The sequence below is a fragment of the Sphingobacteriales bacterium genome, assembly GCA_016711285.1.
GTDB lineage: Bacteria > Bacteroidota > Bacteroidia > Chitinophagales > UBA2359 > JADJTG01.
Window position 1 is genome coordinate 142,448 of the sequence record JADJTG010000002.1, and the last position, 22,863, is coordinate 165,310.

Consider the following 22,863-nt stretch of genomic DNA (forward strand, 5'->3'; position numbering starts at 1 on the left):
AAAAAAAACGGCACGATGATAAAAATATACACAACTGCAAAACCCGAAGGGATTGTGCTGCATTGGTTGGAACTCCTGCAAACACAGGGTGTGCGGCTGACCACACTTCGCGCGGCTGCACCTGATTATGTATTAAAAATTGACAAAAATGATTTTATCACCGACAAATTTGCACAAATTCCGCAGATAGAAGCCGCCCAACTGCCTTTGTTGTATGCCCGATTGCAAGCACCCGCTTGCTTGCCTTTGCCCGAGGCAATAGCAACATATACCTGCAAAGCCTTATTGAGCCACAACGAGGCTGATGCTTTGCTCGCCCTTGCAATGCTACACAATTATCACCTCAGCGAAGCCGTAAAAAGTGCTTTGTATATACGTTATTATGAGGCAAATGCTCCTTTGCGCCTCAAAATAGAAACACTACTGCTGCCGCAAATTGCTGTTCCCCGTATCTCACTTGAAGCGATGGATGAAAACGGAAATTTTGTAAATTTTGCCCAACAAATCGGTATTGATATTCAGGTTTTAATTTACAATTGCGTCTATTATTTTAAATTTTGCAATAACACTTTAAAATCCTTTTTCAAACGTTATATTTTAATATATGGAAATGAAACTCAACAGGCTGCTGTGTTGGAGTCGGATATACAAGATGGAAGTTATTTATATATAGAGCAGCCCGCAAGTGGTATAGTGGCATTGCAGCAAATTCGTTATTTGGCTTTGCGTGGAATTTTTTTTGAAGCTGTGGCGAAAATTAAATATTTGGAAACCTTAGAAATATACGGCTATACCGAAATGCTGCCGCCTACCCTTGCCGAATTGAAGCATCTGCGCCATTTGCTGCTCCACGATGCCTGCCTCTCTGAAGCTCCTGCGTTTTTGGAGTGCTTGGAACATTTGGAAATGCTCCGTTTGCCGCAAGCCCTGCCGCGCCACGCCGAAGGCATCTGTCGCCTGCCCGATGCTTGGCAGCAACTGAAAAAACTGCACTATCTCCATTTAAAAAACCAACAAATCAACTGCTTGCCCGACTCACTGCCGCCCGCCCTGCGAACTTTGCAGGTAGCAAACAATGCCTTGACCGAATTGCCGCCCGCTGTGGCAATGCTCGAACAGCTCCAAACTTTAGTAATAAGCGGAAATCCTTTGCGTGTTTTGCCGCCATTTTTGGCAACAATGCCCACCCTGCGCCTCATCGTATATACAGAACAACCTCTGAACGAAGAATTTTCGGAGTCGGTGCGACTGCTGAAATCCAAACTGTTGCCCGCTTGCCGCTTACAAGCAACAAATATCTGATAAAAATAGAATAGAGCCATCGCACGAAGCAAATGACTCTATCCGTATTTATATTATTAACACAAAACCAATTTTATAACGATGTAATCGCATAGTCTGTTTTTGTTCGTAAAACACGAAACATAGCAGTTATTTTTTATACACTATAACATTCTTTGGCGAGCAATTCCATATTTCGTATCAGCAAACGCTTGCGGTCAAAATAAATAAGATTGCGGCTTTTTAAGTCATTGAGCAACATGGTTACGGTTTGGCGCGAAGAGCCTACCAAATCGGCGAGTTCCTGATGTGTGAAAAAATTAAGCACCAACATTTCAGTTCCTACTTTTCTGCCGTGTTGCTTCGCCAAATCTATCATAAAATAAATAATACGTACCTTAGAGTGAGTACGGGTTTGACTACGCCAGCGTTCCTGCATTTTATAATGTTTTTCATTGATAAGGGCAATGATTTTTTGTGTTAAATCGGGCTTCTGTGCCATCAACTCGCGCAAATAACTTAAACGAATAATTCTTACGGTGGCATTATCCAAAGCTTTTGCAAACTCTTTGCGGTGGGTTTCGTTACTCAGCCCCTGCTCCCCAAAAATCTGACCACTGCTCAACATATCTTGCAATACTTCTTTTCCTTCTTCATCAATAAACCCCAACTTTATTCTGCCCGATTCTAAATAATATACTTTTTCGGTGGTAGAATTGGGCAAATAAAAATACTCGCCACGTTGCACATTACGAGTAACAACCGAACTATCCAAACTATTGGGTTCGTTGTTCAAAAACTCCACTACACCTATGGAGGGTTTATAGTTGGAAATAGCAATGGACATAAAAAGACGCTTTAAATAAAAAAATAGATATTATATCTTTTGTTTATAACAGTGGAAAATTCCGATGATTTTTTTATAAAAAAAGCGACATATTTATTGCTTATCCGAACTTTAAATAAAAGTTTTTTTTGTTTACATAGTTTTTTTATTTACATAAATTATTGATTATCAATGTGTTATATTTTTACAAAAATAAATGTTTTTTTTCTTTTTCCAAGAAAAACGCCTTGTTTTTGTATTTTAATTTAATAAAAAACGTGATTTTTTTAATAAAAAACTATTCTTTATCATTTTTTACCAATAACCACAATACAGATGATATACTAAGAGCAATGGCGCAAATGATAAAAATGATGTTTTTATCGTGTGTTTTTTCAATAATTGAGCCTATCAGTGCACTCACTATCAACTGAGGTATCACCACCGACAAATTAAAAATCCCCATAAACCAGCCCATCTTGCGGCTGTCCACGCGGTCGGCAACAATGGCGAAGGGAGGCTCACCACCGATGCCCAGCCCACACCTGCCACCGCCATAAACAAATACAGCATGGCAGTGCTTTTTCCGGCAAACAAAATACCCCAATATGCCAATGCCATCACCACCAAGCAAAGGGTATGCGTTTTTACACGCCCGATGCGCTGTGCCAAAGGATTGAGAACGGTAGCGGGCAATATAAAACCTACACTGTTGAGAATAAGAAAAGCCATTGCTATTGTTTTGCCGTTAGTAGCGTCATCTAAACCCAATACATGTTTGAGATAAGCAAAAATAAACACAAACATCGTTTGCACACCCAACCACGTAAATCCGTGTGCTATCAAAATTGCCCACATATTCTGAGCGGGTTTTTCGGGCTTTGTATCTGTTGAAGTATCTGATACGGCGGCGGTACTTATGAGTTGGCGCGGCTCTTCGATCAACAAAGTAGGCAGCCACGAAAACAACAGCACTACTGCCACACCGATATAAATAAGTGCGTAGTTGCCCCACATCGTGCCGATAAAATACGCCAGTACGCCCAAACTCCCCGACACCGTTTGCATAATCGTGTAGCCTTTGGTGCGGGCTGTACCTTCGGGAGTGAGGTCGGCGATGAGGCTGCGCGTGGGGTTGAAACTGATATTAATGGCTAAATCCAACGTAAGAGCCACCAACAAAGCTACTGCCAACAGGTTCGTAGTACCCAGTCCGGCGGCGATGCTGTCCAAATTCGGCAAACACAACAACATCAAAGCTGCCAGCGTGCCGCCAATAAGGATAAAAGGGCGGCGGCGACCGTTCCAAAACCACACCCCATCACTGATTTTCCCTACCAGCAATTGCCCGATAATACCCGCCAAAGGACCGGCAGCCCACACATAACTCACCTGCTCTATATTGAGTTTATACTGCGTGGATAAAATCCAACTCAATGCCGAAATTTGAACACACAAAGCAAAACCCATCGCTGTGGCGGGCAAACTCATCAGTGCATAAAATGCGTTGTTTAATTGTTTTTGAATATTTAGCATGGCGTATTGCGGTATTTTTTTGGTACAATATAAAGAACTAAGCAGCAAGATAATACATCTATTGAATTTTGTAAGTATCCGACAACAAAAATGAGAACAGCAAATATACTTAGCGAAGGACAAATTAGCAGATAAGGCTTTTTAACAAAGGACAATTCATAAAAAATATTTTAAAAATGCTGTTCGGCAGCACAAAAAATTGTCGTAATTTTGCACCATCATTTATATAAAATATATCAAAAATGAATACGCTTATCCACACTATTCCGCAGTCTGCATCAACAGCAGATTTTTTGCCCATTAAAGGCACCGATCATATTGAATTTTATGTAGGCAATGCCAAACAAGCCGCCTTATACTATCAGTACGCTTTCGGATATACGTTGGTAGGCTATGCCGGTCCCGAAACAGGACTACGCGACCGCGCTTCGTATGTGTTGCAGCAAAATAAAATTCGTTTAGTATTCACCACCGCACTTACGCCTCATCACGAAATTGCGCAGCATTGTCATTTGCATGGCGACGGCGTAAAAGTACTCGCTTTATGGGTAGATGATGCTTATCAGTCTTTTGAAGAAACGGTGCAGCGCGGGGCTGTGCCCGCCATTGAACCTTATACCGTGAGCGATGAATGGGGCGAAGTGCGCATTTCGGCAATAAAAACCTACGGCGACACGATTCATAAATTTGTAGAACGTACTAATTATAGCGGCGTGTTTTTGCCGGGCTATCAGCCGCGTACTTCCTCTGCCGAAATTGCAGGTACGCCCGTTGGTTTGCAATATGTAGATCATTGCGTGGGCAATGTGGAATTGGGCGGTATGGATCGCTGGGTGAATTTTTATGAAAATGTGATGGGCTTCAAATTGCTCCTTACCTTCGACGATAAAGATATATCTACCGAATACTCGGCACTGATGAGCAAAGTGGTGAGCAACGGCAACGGCTACATCAAATTTCCTATCAACGAACCTGCAACCGGTAAAAAGAAATCACAAATTGAAGAATACTTAGATTTTTATCAGGGTGCCGGCGTACAACATATTGCCGTCATCACATACGACATCATACACACCGTAACCGAATTGCGCCGTCGCGGTGTGGAGTTTTTGCACGTTCCTGACGTTTATTATGAGGATTTATTGGAGCGCGTGGGCAAAATAGACGAAGATATTGAGCCTTTGCGCCGACTGAATATTTTGGTGGACAGAGATGAAGAAGGATATTTGTTGCAAATATTCACCAAACCCGTAGAAGACCGCCCGACTTTGTTTTATGAAATTATCCAACGCAAAGGAGCAAAATCTTTTGGAAAAGGTAATTTCAAAGCCTTATTTGAGTCTATTGAGCGCGAACAAGCCCTGCGCGGTAATTTATAATAGCCCCCAGATAAAAATTTGCGGGCGCAGGTTTTTATATTCTACCTAAAAAAAAGAGAAGAACTGTTTAATTTTAATTAATAATTCACCGATTCATTTGGCTAATCCTTGGCACAGCAATCATTACTGCTGCTAAGGATTTTTTATGTGTATTTTAAGATTCTTAACACGGCAGGTACGAAATCTTTATAGAAAAAATTAATACCGAAAATCTCAAATCCCCTTTCGGAGCGATATATGGTTTTAAACTTTGCCAAAGTAGGAAAACTAAACGCTTTTTGCTCTGCGACAAAAAAGACTAAAATGCTTTTCGGCTTTTTACAACAAATTCAATTAATTATAAGTTATTAATAATCATTAACTTATAATTAATTATTTATTTTAAAAATTCAAAAAAATTATTCCTAAAACCACAAAAAATCGCCTTCGGCACGATGTATGTATTGTTTATTTAAAAAATATACATGTATATTTGTTACATCACTTACATAAATTATTTATTGTGCAAAGCAATACTTATCATATTATCACCCAAATCGTAATGGTCATTATTACCATTACGATTAGCAATGTGGTCATTACCGATCATACAGGGGGTATTATATGGCAATAAAAATGTTTTAAGAAAAAATAGTATTTTATTGACACACAAAAGCCCCCTTATCACAATGAGGGGGCTTTTTTTATTTATATCATCTTTTTAAAAACAAACTGCAAAATGATGTATTATCACGCCAACACCCTTTTATTTTTAGATGGTCAGTATATCAAAGCCTCCGAAGCACATACCGACCTGTACAGCCAAACACTGCACTACGGCAATGGTGTTTTTGAAGGAATCAGAGCCTACAACACCGGCGGTGGTACACGCATTTTCAAAGCCAAAGAACATTTTGAAAGGCTGTTGTATTCGGCACGTATGATGCACATCACCTTGCCCTACACCGCTGCCGACCTCGAAAGCATCGCCTACGAAGTACTGGCAAAAAACAACCTATCTGATGCTTACCTGCGCCCCTTGGCATATTTAGGAGCGAATATGTCGCTCACACCCACCACCGAAGTTCATTTTACGATGATGGCTTGGGAATGGGGCAAATATCTCGGCGACCAACTCACTCGCGTATATCTTTCCTCCTATTGTCGCCCACACCCCAAATCCTGCCATGTAGAAGCCAAAACGGTAGGGCATTATACCAACAGTATTTTAGCCACCACCGAAGCCAAAAGCAAAGGGTATGATGAAGCATTGCTCTGCGATATGAACGGGTTTGTAGCAGAAGGTTCGGGCGCAAATTTCTTTTTTGAAAAAAATAAAACCCTCTACACAGCACCTTTGGGCAATATTTTGGCGGGCATCACCCGCGCCACCGTATTGGAGTTGGCTGCTGCCGAAGGTATTCAAATAGTGGAAAAACACTTCACCCCCGAAGAAGTGTTGCAAGCCGATAGTGCTTTTTTCTGCGGAACTGCCGCCGAAATTGCGGGTATTGCCTCTCTCAACGATTATGTGTTTCCGCTCGCTTGGCAAAATTCTTTGGGTACTGTATTGCAAAAAAAATACAAAGCGCGTGTGGTGGAATATTAAAACAAATTTTTTTCTTGGTGAGATAACGAATCACAAGAATATTGATATTCAGGGGTTTATGATTTCTTATATAAAAAAGATTTATTCTCAAAAAAAAGAAGATGGAATTAAATAAATACAGCAAAACCATTACACAAGACCCCACCCAACCTGCTGCACAGGCGATGCTCTATGGTGTGGGACTCAGCGAAGTTGATTTGCAAAAAGCGCAAGTGGGTATTGTCAGTACGGGCTACGAGGGCAACACCTGTAATATGCACCTCAACGATTTGGCAAAACATATCAAACAAGGCGTACAAGCGGCGGATTTGGTGGGTTTGATTTTTCATACCATCGGTGTAAGTGACGGTATTTCCAACGGAACGGAAGGTATGCGTTTTTCTTTGCTCTCGCGCGACCTCATCGCCGACTCCGTCGAAACCGTGATGAACGCACAATGGTATGATGCCCTCATCGCTTTGGCAGGCTGCGACAAAAATATGCCAGGTGTGCTGATGGCAATGGGACGAATCAACCGCCCCGCACTGATGGTATATGGCGGCACTATCCGCGCAGGGAACTGGAAAGGCGAAGCCCTTAATATCGTGTCGGCGTTTGAGGCTTTGGGCAAAAAATTCAGTGACAGCATCACGCCCGAAGATTTTAAAGGCATTGTACAAAACGCCTGCCCGGGAGCGGGTGCCTGCGGCGGTATGTACACCGCCAATACCATGGCAGCAGCGATTGAGGCTTTGGGAATGAGTTTGCCGTACAGTGCCTCCAATCCCGCCACCGGCGAACACAAACTCCGCGAGTGCTTTGATGCCGGAAAAGCTATACGCACCCTGCTCGAAAAAGACATCAAACCCAAAGATATTATGAGCCGCGCCGCTTTTGAAAATGCCATAACAATGGTGACAATATTGGGCGGCTCTACCAACGCCGTACTGCATTTAATAGCGATGGCTCATTCGGTGGACCTTACGCTTACGCTCGACGATTTTCAGCGCGTGAGCAACCGCGTACCGGTGCTGGCAGATTTAAAGCCAAGCGGCAAGTATTTAATGGAAGATTTGCACCACGCGGGCGGTATGCCGGCAGTGATGAAATATTTGCTGGATAAAGGATTGTTGCAGGGCGATTGCCGTACTGTGACGGGCAATACGCTCGCCGAAAATTTGGAAGAAATAATGGCTGTCGGCGACACGCAAACGATTATCCACAGTGTAGAAAAACCACTCAAAAACAAGGGACATATTCAGATTTTGTACGGAAACTTAGCCGAAGAGGGCGCAGTTGCCAAAATCAGCGGCAACGAAGGCGAGTATTTTGAAGGAAAAGCAGTGGTATTTGACGATGAATTTGAAGCTATCAAAGGCGTACAACAACAGGCGGTGCAGGCAGGCGATGTGGTAGTAATTCGTTATTGTGGTCCGCGCGGCGCACCCGGTATGCCCGAAATGCTAAAGCCAACCTCCGCAATTATGGGGGCGGGTTTGGGCAAAAGTGTGGCACTCATCACCGACGGGCGGTTTTCGGGCGGCACGCATGGTTTTGTGGTAGGACACATTTGTCCCGAAGCACATTTGGGCGGAACAATTGCTTTAGTACGCAACGGCGATATAATTTCGGTAGATGCCCGCAACAATCGCATCAGTTTGCAGGTAACAGATGAAGAACTCCAAAACCGCCGCGCCGCTTGGCAGCAGCCCGCTCTCAAAGCGAGCAAAGGTATTTTATACAAATACGCCCGCACTGTGAGCAATGCCTCTACGGGTTGTTTGACAGATAAGTAAAAGGTTGAATACTGCAAATTATCAATATCTAAATTTAATTTTTTGCTTTTAACAGATAATTAAATTTAAAATTCATTTGTAAAAAACAGCATGTTTCTATCATCAATTTACCATTCTCACCAATAAAAAAACATACAATGATAAAAAAAGATACCATCACCGGAGCAGAGGCGGTGCTTCGTGCTTTGATTGCCGAAGGCACAGAACTGATTTTTGGCTATCCGGGCGGAGCTATTATGCCCATCTATGATGCACTCTATCATTATTCAGAACAGGTACGCCATATATTGGTGCGCCACGAGCAGGGAGCTATCCACGCCGCACAAGGCTATGCCCGAACCGCCCGCAAAGTGGGTGTTTGTTTTGCTACTTCGGGACCCGGTGCTACCAACCTTATCACCGGCTTGGCTGATGCCCTCATCGATTCTACGCCCTTGGTGTGCATTACAGGGCAGGTATCTTCAAAGTTACTCGGCACTGATGCTTTTCAGGAAACCGATGTAATTGGTATTTCAATGCCCGTCACCAAATGGAATATTCAGGTAAGCCGTGCCGAAGAAATTCCCGCCGCCATTGCCAAAGGCTTTTTTATCGCCGCCTCCGGACGACCCGGTCCCGTACTCATTGACATTACCAAAGATGCACAATTCGGCGAAATGCAATACGAAGCAGTTCATTACAAAAAAATACGCAGTTTTCAGCCGATTCCCAAATTAGATGTACAAGCAATAGAACAGGCTGCTGCACTCATCAATGCTGCCCAAAAACCTTATTTGCTCGTAGGGCAAGGCGCAATTTTGAGCCGCGCCGAAAAAGAACTGCTGGCATTTGCCGAAAAAAGCGGTATGCCCGTAGCTTCTACACTCCTCGGATTGGGGGCTTTCTCAACGACGCACCCGCAATATGTGGGCTACCTGGGTATGCACGGCAACTATGCTCCCAACATCAAAACAAACGAATGTGATGTGTTGGTGGCGGTGGGTATGCGTTTCGACGACCGTGTTACGGGCGATGTATCGCGCTATGCCAAACAAGCCAAAATTATTCATATTGATATTGACCGCGCCGAAATCAACAAAATTATTCCGGCTACAGTAGCCATACACGCCGATGCCAAAGAAGCCCTGACGGCTTTGTCGCAGACGATAACAGAACGCAACCATCAAACGTGGATAGATTCTTTTAAAGAATTGGCACAGCAGGAGTACGAACAAGTAATACGGCACGAATTGAGTTTGGAACAGGGCGAACTAAAAATGGCGGAAGTGGTGCATCTGTTGTCGGAAAAAACACAGGGCAAAGCAGTTATTGTCACCGATGTAGGGCAGCATCAAATGATTACTTCGCGCTATTATAAATATCAAAAACAAGACAGCAACGGCAATATTACTTCGGGCGGACTGGGTACGATGGGCTTTGCTTTGCCGGCGGCTTTGGGCGCAAAATTTGGCAGCCCCTGCGACACCGTAGTCGCTATTATCGGCGATGGCGGTTTTCAGATGACCTTACAGGAGTTAGGAACAATTTTGCAAGAGCAGATTGACGTAAAAATTTTGATTTTAAACAATAACTTTTTGGGAATGGTGCGCCAATGGCAGCAACTTTTTTTTGACAAACGCTATTCATTCACCGACCTCATCAACCCCGATTTTGTGCAGTTGGCAAAAGCCTACCGCATTGAGGCGCAGCGCGTGAGCGAACGAAGAGATTTGAGTGCGGCTTTGGATACGCTGCTGCAGCATAAAGGCACTTATTTGCTGGAAGTGATGGTAGCAAAAGAAGACAATGTATTTCCGATGGTGCCCACAGGAGCGTCTATTTCAGAAATCCGTTTAAGTTGATTTTTTTTATTTCAAAACAAAAAATACCCTCGCACACACATGGAGCAATTATATACCTTATCCGTATTTACCGAAAATCATATCGGCATTTTGAGCCGCATCACACTCATTTTTACGCGCCGCCACATCAACATCGAAAGCCTCAACACTTCAGAGTCGGAAGTAAAAGATGTGTATCGCTACACCATCGTGATCAAAACCACCTACGAACAAGCCTGCAAAGTGGTGAATCAGATAGAAAAACAAATAGATGTGCTCAAAGTATTCGTACACACCGAACAGGAAATTGTACATCAGGAAATAGCTTTGTATAAAATCCGCACTGCTTCGCTCATCAACGGCGAAGTAGAAAAAATTATCCGCGAAAATCACGCCCGTATTCTTACCGTAGAAAACGACTTTATGGTGATTGAAAAAACCGGACACGCTTACGAAACACAGGCACTGTTTGAAAAACTGCAACTGTATGGTGTTCTGGAATTTGCACGCTCGGGCAGGGTTGCCGTCACCAAACCGATGAAGGAATTAAGCAGCTATCTGAAAGAGTTGGAAATGGAAGAAATATAGTAGTTTATATATGGCTGATATTTGTTCGGAAATACTAGAATTTTATGCTACGTTGGAGGTGTTTTCTCTACGAAACGGGTATATTTGCTACAAAATTTTACACCTGCGGCACTTAAACATACGATTTATCACTCTGCTGCTTTTCTTTTGAAACAGAAAAAAAGCGGAATGATAATTTTTTTATACAAAAAAATAATACTTTGAAAACTTAGTATTGCTTTTTATCGTTGATATGGTTCATTATTTAGTTTTGTGTATATGACATTTTTGTTCCGTATTTCTACTTGTTTTATTTTTTATATTATCTTTTCATTTCAGCTTGCCGCACAAGAAAACGAAGTTTGGTCGCTGGAGCGTTGTATTCAATATGCCAAAGATCATAATCTGCAACTCCGTCAGTTGGACATCAACCGCCGCTCGGCAGAATTAGATGTTGTACAAAGCAAAAACGCCCGCTTACCCAACGTAAACGGCAACACCAATCTCAGTACCAATTTCGGACGCTCCCTCAACCCGACCACTTACAGCTTCGAAACCTCCAATATTGTATCCAACTCCATCAACGTAAGTGCTTCTGTGCCTTTGTATAATGGTGGCAGAATCAAAAACTCCATTGAACAAAATCGCCTCATCGCCCAGTCGCGGCAATGGGACGGCAGCAAAGCCTTCAACGATTTGGCAACCAATATTGCGGCGGCGTATTTGGCGGTGGTGCAAGCCGAACAGCAAATCAGTATTGTACAACACCAAGCCGATAATACCTTGCAACAGTTGGAGCGCACACAAAAACTTATTCGCTCCGGCACTGTGCCGGCGGGCGACTCCCTGCAAATAGAAGCGCAAATTGCCAACGACCAGCTTACACTCGTACAGGCACGCACCGCCGCCGATAATGCTTATCTGAACTTGTCGCAGTTGCTCAATTATTTCAAACCCTTCCGCATTGAAATTCCGGCGGTGGCTGTTCCAGAAACTGCCGTCTTAAAAAGTATGCAACCGCAAAATATTTACGAAGATGCGCTGCGCCGTATGCCCGAAATCAAAGCCGCCGACTTGAATGTGCAGGCTTCGCAAAAAGGAATAGATTTGGCAAAAGCCGGAAAATTGCCTTCGGTATCGCTGTTTTCGGGGTTTGGAAGCAATTATGCCAGCATTGCCCGCGAACTTATCAACAGCGAAAAACAAACCGCTATTATTCCCATTGGTTTTGTGGGCAGCATCGGCGGTACTCCCGTTTTTACACAAACAGAAATACCCATTTCTACCGACACACGCCGCACTCCTTATTTCAAACAATTTTCAAACAATTTCAATTACAATATCGGAGTGAGCCTTGCTGTACCCATTTTTGATGCCTACAATACGCGCACCAATGTGAGCCGCGCCCGCTTGAACATAGAAAACAGCGAAATACAACTGGAAAACGCCAAAAATCAGCTATACAACAACATTGAAATTGCCTATCGTCAGGCGGTAGCTGCTGCCGCCCAGTACGAAGCCACCCAAAAAAGCATCGCCGCCGCCCAATTGGCATTAGCCAATATAGAAAAACGATTTCAGGTAGGAGCTGCCACTGTTTTTGATTACAACAACGCCAAAAATCAGCTTTCCATTGCCGAAATTAACCAAAATACGGCAAAGTATGAGTATATTTTCAGAATGAAAATCTTGGATTTTTACGCCGGAAAAGCACTCGCTTTTTAAAACAAATAAAACCGACCGCCTCCTATTCCGATTGAGCGTTTTTTGCTATCTTTGCCATTCATATCTTATCAAAAATATATTTTTTTTCAATGGATACTTTTTTAAACGACAGCGAAGTGCAGCTCCAACGTGCCGTAAAGCCCGACTTGTATCAATACCACGACTACTACGGCGTGGACGAATTGTTGAGCGAAGAACATAAAATTATCCGCGAAGCTGCCCGCGACTGGGTAAAACGCGAAATTTCTCCTATTATAGAAGATTGCGCCCAACGCTGCTATTTTCCTAAACATATTTTGAAAGGCTTGGGTGAAATAGGAGCTTTCGGACCTACGATTCCGGTGGAATACGGCGGGCAAGGTTTGGATTACATCTCTTATGGTATTTTGATGCAGGAATTGGAGCGCGGCGACAGCGGTATCCGTTCTACGGCATCGGTGCAGGGTTCTTTGGTGATGTTTCCGATTTATGAATTCGGTTCGGAGGAACAACGCCGTAAATATTTGCCCAAATTAGCCACTGGCGAAATGATGGGTTGTTTTGGACTTACCGAACCCAACCACGGCAGCAATCCGGCGGGAATGACCACCAACATCAAAGATCAGGGCGATTATTATTTACTCAACGGCTCAAAAATGTGGATTTCCAACGCACCTTTTGCGGATATTGCGGTAGTGTGGGCAAAAGATGAAGCCGGCGATATTCGCGGTATGGTGGTAGAGCGCGGTATGGAGGGTTTCAGCACGCCCGAAATGCACGGCAAATGGTCGTTGCGCGCTTCGGCTACCGGCGAATTATTGTTCAATGACGTGCGCCTACCCAAAGAAAACATATTTCCGACCATAAAAGGGCTGCGCGGTCCTTTGAGCTGCCTCTCATCGGCTCGCTACGGCATTGCGTGGGGTGCTATCGGTGCAGCCTTGGATTGCTACGACTCGGCATTGCGCTACTCGCAGGAGCGCATTCAATTTGATAAACCAATAGGAGGATTTCAGCTGACGCAAAAGAAATTGGCGGAAATGATTACCGAAATTACCAAAGCGCAATTACTTGTTTGGCGTTTGGGGGTGTTGAAAAATCAGCACAAAGCCACACCGGCTCAAATATCTATGGCAAAACGCAACAGCGTGGATATGGCTTTGCACATTGCCCGCGAAGCACGACAAATTCATGGAGCAATGGGCATCACCGGCGAATATTCTATTATGCGCCACATGATGAATTTGGAGTCGGTGATTACCTACGAAGGTACACACGATGTGCATTTGCTCATTACAGGTATGGACGTAACCGGCTACAATGCTTTTAAATAAATTTTATTTTATACCATTTACATAAAAAATATAGTCCAATACTGATAAATGTTTTTCTATTAACTTAGATAAAAATATATGCAGTTTTGACTATATTTTTCAATATTTTGATTGGGCTATTTAGTACATATATTTGGTATTAAATAAAAGAAAAAGAGCGCGGCATCTCATACAGATCCGCGCTCTTTTTTTTACAGTTAATGAATATTATTTGCTTCAAAACCTAAAATTTTACATCTGCAATATCCTTGTTTCTATCAAACTGGGCTTTTGCAAACGGACACAAAGGAATTATTTTTAGTTGTTGTTCTCTTGCCAGTTCAACGGCTTTTAAAAGAAGTTTTTTACCAATTCCTTTTCCTTCAAAATTTTCTTCCACGCTCGTATGGTCAATGATAAATTTTGTTGTTCCTGCCCAAGTATAAGTCATTTCGCCGGCAAGTATGCCGTTTTCGTATGCCGCAAATCTTCCCTTTATTCCATTGTCTTCCCTTTCTATATTAATGGAGTTTTTTATAATACTTAATGCGCCCGAAGGGCATTGTGCCACTTGATGTATCAGTTCTTGAGAAGTGGCATTTTCCGCTTTTATCCAAGGTTTTTCTTTTGGATTATACACTTGTGGAAGCGTTTTTACGCAGATGCCCGAATGTACACATTTTTGGGGTTGCCACAAGATGGTAATTTCGCCGTTGCTGTATTCTTTATTTTCCATTTTTTCTTTATTTTTTATTCTTCCAAATATCCAAATTTACCTTTGCTGAAATCATCAAAGGCTTCCATTAGCTCTTTTCTTGTATTCATTACAAAAGGACCTTGCGCTGCTATTGGCTCTTCAATGGGTTCTCCGCTTAAAATCAAAACTATCGTGTCGGCTGTAGCCTCAACAGTGAATATTTCGCCATCATTCGCCATTAATACAAATTGGTCGCTGGCTGCATTTTGTTTGTCATTCACAACAATTTCTCCGTTTATTACCAACAATGCGGTGTTGTAATTTGCAGGAAAGCTCAAAGATATGACAGCCCCTTTTTTTAGTTTGGCATTGAATAAATTTAAAGGAGAAAAGGTGTTTGCGCTTCCTTTTATGCCTTTATATTCTCCTGCAATAATTTCCATTTCTCCGATGTTATCATCAAATATAAAGCGTTTTATTTGGGCATTTTCGAGCGATTGATATTTGGGGCTGCTCATTTTATCTTTTGCGGGCAGGTTTACCCAAAGTTGTACCATTTGAAATACTCCGCCTTTTTTACTCCACTCCTTCTCGTGAAATTCTTTGTGCAAAACACCGCTTGCCGCCGTCATCCACTGCACATCGCCTTCGCCGATAATGCCTCCGCCGCCGCTGCTGTCGTGGTGTTCTACCCTGCCTTTATAAGCGATTGTGACGGTTTCAAAACCTCTATGAGGGTGTACTCCTACTCCTTTGGGAATTTCGCTCGGAGCAAAATTGTATTTCGGATTATAATCCAACAAAATAATAGGATTCATTCTTTTCATACTTAATCCGTAGGTGCTCGGAATGAAATTATGTACCCTGAATCCATCGCCAACCCAATGATATTCGCTCGGAGCAACAACAAATTCTACTGTTTTTGTACTCATAGTTTTACTTATTTAACATATATTTATTGCAAAAATATACTGTAAATATCAATACATCATTGATATAAATCAAGATTTATATTTTACATAAAAATAAAGACAAAAAACTTATAACCTTTGTTTAAAAAATCAACTTCTGGCTTAAAGTGTGGGAGCAACGGCACTTCAATTAACGCACATATATATTGCTCTTATTTAATCATACACGGAGTATTCTTTTTTTTATATAAGCACCCCGTTTTTGGCTGCAATAGGCTTCGGAATATCATTTTCGCCCATCATTTGCAATAAATCTATTTCTATATTACGGCAGATAGAAAACATCGGAGTATCATTTGCCATACCCTGAAAAGGATTTTCGGAATAATCACCAACCAACTCCATCGTAATATAAATCCAACCTACCAAAATTGTAAACGGAATACTCATCCAAATTCCCCATTCGCCAAGTTTACTCATTTCGCCTACCATTCCAAAGGGCAATAAAAAAATAAGAATACCCACAAAAGTGCTGCTCATATTGGCGTATTGTCTGGGCAAGGGGTATTTTTTGATACACTCGGCTTTGCCCTGATGCTCATAAAATGAACGCAGCAAATTTTGAAGCTCTATATGCCTGAAGTCGTCAATAATGTCATCTTTACGCAAATCTGCCAAAATAGTAGATTGTAAATCTATAATTTGCACAGCCGGATTAGCGAAGTGTGTGATTTTATTGTGTATTTCCGGTTCTAAGTATTTATCCAGTTCGGTTTCGGTATTTTCGTCAGTAAACTGTCCGATACCGGCACGCCTGTATTTTTCTGCCAAACGCCTATAATGCCCGTTTTGATTTGCGCGTTCCCAATGAGTAACCTCCAAAAGTTGTCTTCGCAATTGGTAGAGCCAAGCAATATGGTTTTTTATTAATTTTTTTTGATGGAGCGTAAGTGTTCTTCACTCGTTTTATTGGTCCGAAACTGATTACTGATATATGATTTTACAAAAATTCCCCAAGTGCGGCTATCGTTGGTAATTGCCCCCCAAATTTTACGGGATTCCCACATACGGTCATAAGCAGAATTGTTTTTAAAACCCACATAAAAAGCAACCGCCGTACCTACAATAGACAAGGGCAACCACGGCATTGCCATCCACCTCCACCCTGTAAATCTGTATATTGCAACCGCCACTATTGCCCACACTCCAATCCATATAAGATGAAAACCTGTCCAGTTGAGTATGGTTCTGAATGAGATTCTTTTGATTATAATCATATTTTTTTACGTTCTATTTTCTAAGATTTTTTTATACTCAGGACTCGCTGCTTCTCAATGCTGATTCAATATTCCATTTACAAACTCCACCCACTTGTGTTGAGGAATACTTTTGTCTATATAATAATCGGGCTGTATTCCTTTTTCATCAATAGTCATTTCAGGAATTCGCATACTTTTTGAAATTGAATATGCCAGCTTAAATCCTTTGCAGGGTGAATCCACGATGTGCATATTAGAAATATCCAGAACACCTGCGGTTGTAGTGCCAAACAATTTTACTTTTTTACTTTGTTTTGCTGCCAATAAAAATTGCTCTGCCGTACTCCCATTTTTTTCATTAATAATAATACCGACATTTTTCGGATAATCATAAATTGTTTTCAGGGTATCAATGCCAACGATGGTTTCGTTTAAATTAACAAATTGTCCGAGTTGCTTTTCTAATTTATCGTATGATTCTTTTGCCCATTTTTTGCCTACTTCATCAAATCCATATTCGGGTTTGTTGATAAAATCCAACATTCTTTGGTTGTTCAACTTGGTAGAATAAAATGCTGCACCGACCGTTCGGATAGGGTTTGTGTAAATAAATGGAAGAATTTCCTCATAGCTGTCATCACTGCCGCCGCCGTTATTGCGTATGTCAATGATTAAATTTTCGGTTTGTAATATTTTTTCTTTGTTCTTTAAAATTACGCTGTCAATATCCTTTTTAGCCGCCATATCAAAAGTTGGTATTCTCAAAATCAGCGTATTTTCGTTGAATGTTTCAACAAGAGGTTCTTCGGAGGTCAATAATCTGAAATAATCGTCTAATTGTTTATTGGTCGGTATAGCCGGACTTAATCTTTTATAGATAAATTCACCGATTTGAAGATAGTTGTCGTCTAAGAGTTCTGCCGAATTAATTTTTTTTGATGATTTGTCGCGCAAATAATAGGTGGCGTTTATTTGTTGTTCTTCCTTAACAATTTTCAATTTTACTTGTCCTTTTTTCCAAGATTCCACCTCCGATTCCACAATAAATCCGATATATGAGTTTCCTTCTTTTTTAATGCCTATTTTATAGGGTTTTGCCTCCCAAATACCTTCATAATCCAATTCTTTTTTGCCATTCAAATATTTTTCAAATTCCGGCAAATCAACATTCAGAGTTTCCCATTGGTCGGCTTTGCTTTCGGGTTTTTCTGTATTTGCTGTTGCTCCGTTTTCATCGTTATTTGTTAATATAACGCCGAGATGCCCTTTTCTGAAAAACCATAACCACTCATTGAGTACCTGAGCGCAATCTTGTTTATTGCTGTTTGCCGATTTTATTTTCGGCAAAAACAAAGCATTGTAGCTATTGTATTCCTGTTTGCCTTTTTTGTCAATTACATACTGAAAACCGGCATCGTTTTCTTCAAAAGTTTTTTTCACCCACTCAAAAGTCTGTTCGCAATTACAATCTTGTGCATAAGTGGCGGCAGAAATAAAAATAAGAAACAAAAAAAATTTTAATGTCGGCATCATTGTCTTTGCTTTTTTGGTTAAAAATATTTGGTATAAATGTATGAAAAATTAAATGTATTTGAAAAATTTTAAAAATTAAGACATTTGATACAAATCCCCCAAAAGAATAAGCACCAAAAGTGTTGTTTTTTTTTAGAAAAAAATACTTTTGGTGCGAAATATATCTAATTTTTTGTAGCTATTTTCCTGTAAAGTGCTGTTTTTTTTACAAAAAACACGTTCTTTATTGAGTGATTTAAGATTAACTCAATCCCAAAAAACGCAATTAGTTGGTGAATACCCAATTTCTGACACTTTTAATATATTAACATCAGGTGCGGCTACTCATTAAAATTCGGCGCGCTGATGCTCATTTTTTCCATATAATCGCTGATAACTTCGGGTGTTTGTACCCACACCGCCACCATACCTGCCATACGCGCACCCTTGATATTTTGAGGCAAATCGTCAAAATACAATATTTGTTGCGGCGGCACTTTCCATTGTTCGGCAACTTGCTTAAAAATAGCAGGGTCGGGTTTTATCATTCCTAAATGATGTGAGCAAAATATATCGTCAAAATATTCCATTAAATGGCGGTAAGCTCCCATAAATATTTTTTCGTGGGTGATGTTGGTATTGCTGAGTGCGCCCAATACGGCTCCCTGCCGTTTGAGTTGGCGAAGCCCGCTCTCCACAAAAGGAAAAGCATCGCCGTAAATGGCATTCCAGCCCCAAAAAAACTCGTGCCGCGACAGACTGATTTGCAACATATCGCTCAATGATGCCCTGAATTCGTCTTCGCTGCAAGCTCCGCGCTCAAAACGGCGGTGCTCCTCCCCCAAACGATAGCGTTGGCGCAAATCCTCCACTGCTACGCCTTTGCGCTCTGCCCAGTAAGCCAGCGGTTTCTGCATATCAATGGCAAAAAGGGTATTTCCCAAATCAAAAAGAAAATGACGAATACGGCTCATACAGGAGTGATGAGTGAGGGTTTTTGAATGATAAGTTGTTGATAATTAAGGCAAAAAATAAATATCACCCGGAATAATGCCCACCTGAAAAGTATCGATAGGTACTCCCTGTGCCGACAAACGATATACTTTTCCTTTTTGCTGAAAATCAAGTGCATCGCTCACATATATTTCGCCGTTGGCAGCATTGCAAGCCAGCGAGTAGAGTGTGCCGCCGGCGGAGGAAAAGAAAGGTGTATTGGCGGAGGTGCTATCTACATGCACTTCATATACTGCATCATTGATAAAATACAATTTATCGCCTGCGGCATTGATAGCCAGCTCATCAGGATAGGAGTTGTCGGAAAACCCAAAGTTTAGTATTTGCTTCGTGTTTAAATCTACACGTTGGAGGAGGGGTACATTTTCCAAAAAATAATTATAAGCGCAGAGCACCCACAATTTTCCGTTTTTATCTATTTGTAGTTGTGCTGCACCCGCCCCCACAGTAAGGCTGTCGCTGAGGTTTTCAGTGGCGGTATCAAATACATACACTTTGTTGCCGCCATAGTTGGCGATATAGATTTTGCCGTCGTGAAGCAACATTTTTTCGGTGCTTCCTTGTGTGGGAATGGTTTTAATGATGCTGTTGTTGTTTAAATCCAACAAAGATAGATGGTTGCTGTTGCTGCTCACCAAGGCTTTGGCGTTGCCGAAACCCTGTAAGTAGCGCGGCGCAGCCACACCGCTGATGGTGGCGACAGAAACGGCAGTGAGTGGATCTAATACTTCTATTTTGGACGAATTATTGACCACTGCATAAATTTTATTATTGAATTTTGTCACCGACTGGCATACATCGCCGAGCGGACGATTGTCGTTGGCGGCGGCAAAAACATCTTCGGTGGCGGTAGCGGTATTGGGATTATAATGAGAAATAGATGCAGTACCTGCTCCGAAATTTCCTTCGTTGGCGATGAGTACGCCACTGCTCACATTAAAAGTCCCCGAATTGGGGTCGGGTGTATCTTTGTGTTCGCAGGCGGTACTTGCCCACAAATAAATGAACGTGCAAAAAGGCAGCAGCAGATTTTTTTCATTCGTATCATATTATATTTTTTATAAAAAAATGCGAACAATGTGCGATATATACTTAACATTCACTTCCTTATATCCACTTTTTCGGAGATTTTGAGCTTCCGAATAATTGATGAAAAATGAAATTTTTGAAGAAAAATTTTTTAATAAGCAGGACTCCACCACGCATACAGCATTGCCAGCGCACCGACAGCAAAACAATAGTAGGCGAAATAATCAATTTTGGCGGCTTTTACCAACTTAAACATCACCTTGCACGCCCACATACCCGTAATAAATGCTACTACAAAACTGATGGTATAGGGCACAAAATTTACGGAGGCGGTGAGCGATTGTTCGGCGGTAAATGCCTTGATGCCTTTGAGCAAAGCAGCCCCCGACAAAGGAATGAGCAACATCAAAAAAGAAAACCTTGCGGCTTGCTCGCGCTCTATGCCCATTGCCAGTGCCAAAGAAATAGTACTGCCCGAGCGCGAAATACCCGGCAGCACCGCCACCGTTTGCGCTATGCCCATCAAAAAAGATTTTATCGGCGTTACACTTCCGTTGCCGTGTTTGTTGAGGCGCGACAAGAGCAAAATAAATCCATTGACAAAAAGCAACAAACCCACCAGCATCAGCCTGCCCTGAAACAGCGCATTGATTTGCTCTTCGTAGAGCAAGCCCACCACACCCACCGGCACAGCCGACAGCAACAGCAGCAGCATATAATATTGCCGCGAACTCAAAGGTTTGTCAAAAATACCTTGCAGTAGATAAGCAATATCGCGGCGCATTACTACAAAAATGCTCAGTAAAGTAGCAAAATGCACCAATAAAGTAAGTGTCAAGTCGTTGGAGGCATCTAAGCCGAGAAAAATTTTTGCCAACTCCAAATGTCCGTCGCTGCTGATAGGGATAAATTCGGTAATGCCTTGTATTAATCCAATAACAATTGCTTCTAAATTGCTCATCAAAGGGGATTTTGTAAAAAAAACGCCGCAACACAAAGGGAGCAGCCATAAAAAAGATTAAGCTAAAAAAAAAGAGAACCTCTTTAGCGGTCTTTCGGGTGGTATAAAATAGCTACAATTTGTACACCCAAGCCCAAAAGTACCAAAAAAGGAGCTAATACCGTAGCGCGAAAACCGTAGAGATTTTCGGCATCATACACATTGGGGTCGGGATTGACGGGAACGTTCATTACCAAAAAGCCGAGCAGCATCAGTACAACGCCTGCTATCACCAAATAAAAATTTTGGCGGTGAAATAAAAAATGATGTTGATATTTTTCTTTCATCGTTTTTATAATGTATAGATTGCTTGTATGCAGAACATAAATATTTCGGATAAATATTGGTTATTTACCTTGTTTTCCAAGCGCGAAGGTACAGCAATAATTGTACTTTTTAATGTATCAGGAAGATATTTCCTTTTTTTAAGTTTTTTTTTATAAAAAAGAAATATATGTGTTCCCAAATTATTTTTGCGCTCGCCACACTAAATACAGGCTAATAATACCAAAAAAGATATTGGGCACATACACGGCAATCAGGGGCGGCAAGCCGGCGTGGGTAGAGAAGGTGGTGCTGAACTGAAGCATAATTACATAGAGGCTGCTCAATGCAATGCCTGTAAATAAATGTACACCCAAGCCGCCGCGTACCTTGCGCGAAGCAATGGAATAGCCCATAATAGTAAGGATAAAAGTAGCCAAAGGTGTGGCAGTGCGGCGGTAGCGTTCTACTATAAAGAGTTCTAAATTTTTCGCACCTTTTTCCTGTTCGCTCACGATGTATTCGTTGAGTTCGGGCGTACTCATCGTTTCTTTGAGGTATTTTTTCTGCCCGAAATCTTCCGGTTTCAGCAGCAGGGTGGTGTCTTTTTTGTCGCCCGACAGCAGTTGCTCCTCCAAACCGTTGATGCTGCGCGAAAACCAATTATAGAGTGTCCAAGTGCCTTTATCTTCGTGGTATTTGATGCGGTCTGCCATCAATTTGTAGGTAAGTTCTTTGTTGTCGTTGAATTTTTCGAGTGCGAAGCGGCGTGCCGTACTATCCTGCACCGTGAAGCCACTGACATAGATGTAGGTGTTTTTGTCTATTTTGAGATGCACATTACGCTCGTTTTCGCTGTATTTGCTTTTGAGGTATTTAAAAATAAACTCATTGGCGCGGGTATTGGCTTGTGGCACTAAATAGTGATTGGCATACATTTGCAACGCAAACAACAAGGCAGCGGCTATCATATAAGGCACAAAAAGTACTCTGTAAAAACTCACGCCGCCGTTGGTAACAGAAATGATTTCGGAGCGCGAAGCCATTTGCGAAGTAAAAAATATCACCGCTATAAAAATAAAAAGCGGCGACAGCATAAACACGATATTGGGGATAAAATTGAGGTAATACTGAAAAATTATCTCTTGCATAGAAGCCCCTTTATCAATGAAATCATCAATTTTTTCCGAAACATCTACTACCACCGAAATAGCAGCAAAGAGCAACACCGTGAAAAAGAAAGTGCCCAAAAATTTTTTGATGATGTATAAATCTAAAATTTTCAAAGAAAAAACAAAATTAAACAGCAGATAAAAACAATTTAAAAACGGGAGCAAAGGTAGAAAGGTAGCTCCAATAATTAGGTACTGAGCAAATTTTTATTTTCT

The 22,863-nt window shown here is 41.7% G+C and carries 18 protein-coding genes and 3 pseudogenes; 9 read left to right on the plus strand and 12 right to left on the minus strand.

All coding sequences use genetic code 11. From position 1 onward, the window contains the following. The first annotated feature begins 15 nt into the window (after window positions 1-15). A complete protein-coding gene (locus IPL35_00810) occupies window positions 16-1,302 on the plus strand; it encodes a hypothetical protein (protein ID MBK8442028.1) in 1,287 nt (428 codons plus the stop codon). A 136-nt stretch (window positions 1,303-1,438) separates the two neighbouring features. Here the strand turns inward: IPL35_00810 and IPL35_00815 are convergent, their stop codons facing one another. Together IPL35_00815 and IPL35_00820 are read right to left on the minus strand one after the other, a co-directional pair. Then, the gene (locus IPL35_00815) at window positions 1,439-2,128 is read right to left on the minus strand and encodes a Crp/Fnr family transcriptional regulator (GenBank protein MBK8442029.1); all 690 of its coding nucleotides are present in this window, start codon (window positions 2,126-2,128) and stop codon (window positions 1,439-1,441) included. Between the two features lie 277 nt (window positions 2,129-2,405). Continuing rightward, window positions 2,406-3,643 (minus strand): annotated as a pseudogene (locus IPL35_00820) (MFS transporter). 242 nt (window positions 3,644-3,885) lie between these two features. Between IPL35_00820 and hppD the strand changes: the two are divergent. The 8 genes from hppD (at window position 3,886) to IPL35_00860 (ending at window position 13,810) form a co-directional block, all read left to right on the plus strand. Further along, window positions 3,886-5,022, plus strand: a complete 1,137-nt coding sequence (hppD, locus tag IPL35_00825) for a 4-hydroxyphenylpyruvate dioxygenase (GenBank protein ID MBK8442030.1) — start codon at window positions 3,886-3,888, stop codon at window positions 5,020-5,022. A gap of 472 nt (window positions 5,023-5,494) precedes the next feature. Beyond that, window positions 5,495-5,635: a hypothetical protein gene (locus IPL35_00830; protein MBK8442031.1), complete on the plus strand. Its 141-nt coding sequence runs from the start codon at window positions 5,495-5,497 to the stop codon at window positions 5,633-5,635. A gap of 108 nt (window positions 5,636-5,743) precedes the next feature. Beyond that, window positions 5,744-6,610 carry a branched-chain amino acid transaminase gene (locus IPL35_00835; protein MBK8442032.1) on the plus strand — a complete coding sequence of 289 codons (867 nt, stop codon included), beginning with the start codon at window positions 5,744-5,746 and terminating at the stop codon, window positions 6,608-6,610. A 101-nt stretch (window positions 6,611-6,711) separates the two neighbouring features. Beyond that, the gene (gene ilvD, locus IPL35_00840; protein MBK8442033.1) at window positions 6,712-8,385 is read left to right on the plus strand and encodes a dihydroxy-acid dehydratase; all 1,674 of its coding nucleotides are present in this window, start codon (window positions 6,712-6,714) and stop codon (window positions 8,383-8,385) included. A gap of 137 nt (window positions 8,386-8,522) precedes the next feature. Beyond that, complete coding sequence (ilvB, locus tag IPL35_00845; GenBank protein ID MBK8442034.1) at window positions 8,523-10,226, plus strand: biosynthetic-type acetolactate synthase large subunit; 1,704 nt, start codon at window positions 8,523-8,525, stop codon at window positions 10,224-10,226. A 39-nt stretch (window positions 10,227-10,265) separates the two neighbouring features. Further along, a complete protein-coding gene (gene ilvN / locus IPL35_00850) occupies window positions 10,266-10,793 on the plus strand; it encodes an acetolactate synthase small subunit (GenBank protein ID MBK8442035.1) in 528 nt (175 codons plus the stop codon). 258 nt (window positions 10,794-11,051) lie between these two features. Further along, complete coding sequence (locus tag IPL35_00855; protein ID MBK8442036.1) at window positions 11,052-12,497, plus strand: TolC family protein; 1,446 nt, start codon at window positions 11,052-11,054, stop codon at window positions 12,495-12,497. Between the two features lie 89 nt (window positions 12,498-12,586). Then, window positions 12,587-13,810 (plus strand): acyl-CoA dehydrogenase family protein, encoded by a 1,224-nt coding sequence (locus tag IPL35_00860; GenBank protein ID MBK8442037.1) that lies wholly within the window; start codon window positions 12,587-12,589, stop codon window positions 13,808-13,810. Window positions 13,811-14,033: 223 nt separating this feature from the next. On the opposite strand, the gene IPL35_00865 is transcribed toward IPL35_00860, so the two are convergent. From IPL35_00865 to IPL35_00910, 10 genes and pseudogenes are all read right to left on the minus strand, one after another. After that, window positions 14,034-14,315 (minus strand): N-acetyltransferase, encoded by a 282-nt coding sequence (locus IPL35_00865; protein MBK8442038.1) that lies wholly within the window; start codon window positions 14,313-14,315, stop codon window positions 14,034-14,036. 6 nt (window positions 14,316-14,321) lie between these two features. Then, window positions 14,322-14,525, minus strand: a pseudogene (locus IPL35_00870) ((4Fe-4S)-binding protein). Between the two features lie 14 nt (window positions 14,526-14,539). Then, the gene (locus IPL35_00875) at window positions 14,540-15,418 is read right to left on the minus strand and encodes a pirin family protein (protein MBK8442039.1); all 879 of its coding nucleotides are present in this window, start codon (window positions 15,416-15,418) and stop codon (window positions 14,540-14,542) included. Window positions 15,419-15,640: 222 nt separating this feature from the next. Next, a pseudogene (locus tag IPL35_00880) lies at window positions 15,641-16,674 on the minus strand (hypothetical protein). A gap of 54 nt (window positions 16,675-16,728) precedes the next feature. Continuing rightward, window positions 16,729-18,186: a peptidase S41 gene (locus IPL35_00885; protein MBK8442040.1), complete on the minus strand. Its 1,458-nt coding sequence runs from the start codon at window positions 18,184-18,186 to the stop codon at window positions 16,729-16,731. 323 nt (window positions 18,187-18,509) lie between these two features. Then, window positions 18,510-19,142: an HAD family phosphatase gene (locus tag IPL35_00890; protein MBK8442041.1), complete on the minus strand. Its 633-nt coding sequence runs from the start codon at window positions 19,140-19,142 to the stop codon at window positions 18,510-18,512. A gap of 45 nt (window positions 19,143-19,187) precedes the next feature. After that, a complete protein-coding gene (locus tag IPL35_00895; GenBank protein ID MBK8442042.1) occupies window positions 19,188-20,180 on the minus strand; it encodes a hypothetical protein in 993 nt (330 codons plus the stop codon). A gap of 182 nt (window positions 20,181-20,362) precedes the next feature. Further along, window positions 20,363-21,172, minus strand: a complete 810-nt coding sequence (locus tag IPL35_00900) for an undecaprenyl-diphosphate phosphatase (GenBank protein ID MBK8442043.1) — start codon at window positions 21,170-21,172, stop codon at window positions 20,363-20,365. 83 nt (window positions 21,173-21,255) lie between these two features. Beyond that, entirely contained in the window at window positions 21,256-21,498 is a 243-nt protein-coding gene (locus tag IPL35_00905; protein MBK8442044.1) for a DUF3098 domain-containing protein, read from the minus strand. Between the two features lie 180 nt (window positions 21,499-21,678). Then, window positions 21,679-22,761 (minus strand): LptF/LptG family permease, encoded by a 1,083-nt coding sequence (locus IPL35_00910; protein MBK8442045.1) that lies wholly within the window; start codon window positions 22,759-22,761, stop codon window positions 21,679-21,681. Window positions 22,762-22,863 lie beyond the last annotated feature (102 nt).

Bases quoted from the DNA above. Each gene is read 5' to 3' on its own strand.
- IPL35_00815 (MBK8442029.1), bottom strand. From the start codon at position 2,128: ATGTCCATTGCTATTTCCAACTATAAACCCTCCATAGGTGTAGTGGAG.
- ilvD (MBK8442033.1), top strand. From the start codon at position 6,712: ATGGAATTAAATAAATACAGCAAAACCATTACACAAGACCCCACCCAA.
- hppD (MBK8442030.1), top strand. From the start codon at position 3,886: ATGAATACGCTTATCCACACTATTCCGCAGTCTGCATCAACAGCAGAT.
- IPL35_00860 (MBK8442037.1), top strand. From the start codon at position 12,587: ATGGATACTTTTTTAAACGACAGCGAAGTGCAGCTCCAACGTGCCGTA.
- ilvN (MBK8442035.1), top strand. From the start codon at position 10,266: ATGGAGCAATTATATACCTTATCCGTATTTACCGAAAATCATATCGGC.
- IPL35_00835 (MBK8442032.1), top strand. From the start codon at position 5,744: ATGTATTATCACGCCAACACCCTTTTATTTTTAGATGGTCAGTATATC.
- IPL35_00905 (MBK8442044.1), bottom strand. From the start codon at position 21,498: ATGAAAGAAAAATATCAACATCATTTTTTATTTCACCGCCAAAATTTT.
- IPL35_00890 (MBK8442041.1), bottom strand. From the start codon at position 19,142: ATGAGCCGTATTCGTCATTTTCTTTTTGATTTGGGAAATACCCTTTTT.
- IPL35_00855 (MBK8442036.1), top strand. From the start codon at position 11,052: ATGACATTTTTGTTCCGTATTTCTACTTGTTTTATTTTTTATATTATC.
- IPL35_00810 (MBK8442028.1), top strand. From the start codon at position 16: ATGATAAAAATATACACAACTGCAAAACCCGAAGGGATTGTGCTGCAT.
- IPL35_00875 (MBK8442039.1), bottom strand. From the start codon at position 15,418: ATGAGTACAAAAACAGTAGAATTTGTTGTTGCTCCGAGCGAATATCAT.
- IPL35_00885 (MBK8442040.1), bottom strand. From the start codon at position 18,186: ATGCCGACATTAAAATTTTTTTTGTTTCTTATTTTTATTTCTGCCGCC.
- ilvB (MBK8442034.1), top strand. From the start codon at position 8,523: ATGATAAAAAAAGATACCATCACCGGAGCAGAGGCGGTGCTTCGTGCT.
- IPL35_00900 (MBK8442043.1), bottom strand. From the start codon at position 21,172: ATGAGCAATTTAGAAGCAATTGTTATTGGATTAATACAAGGCATTACC.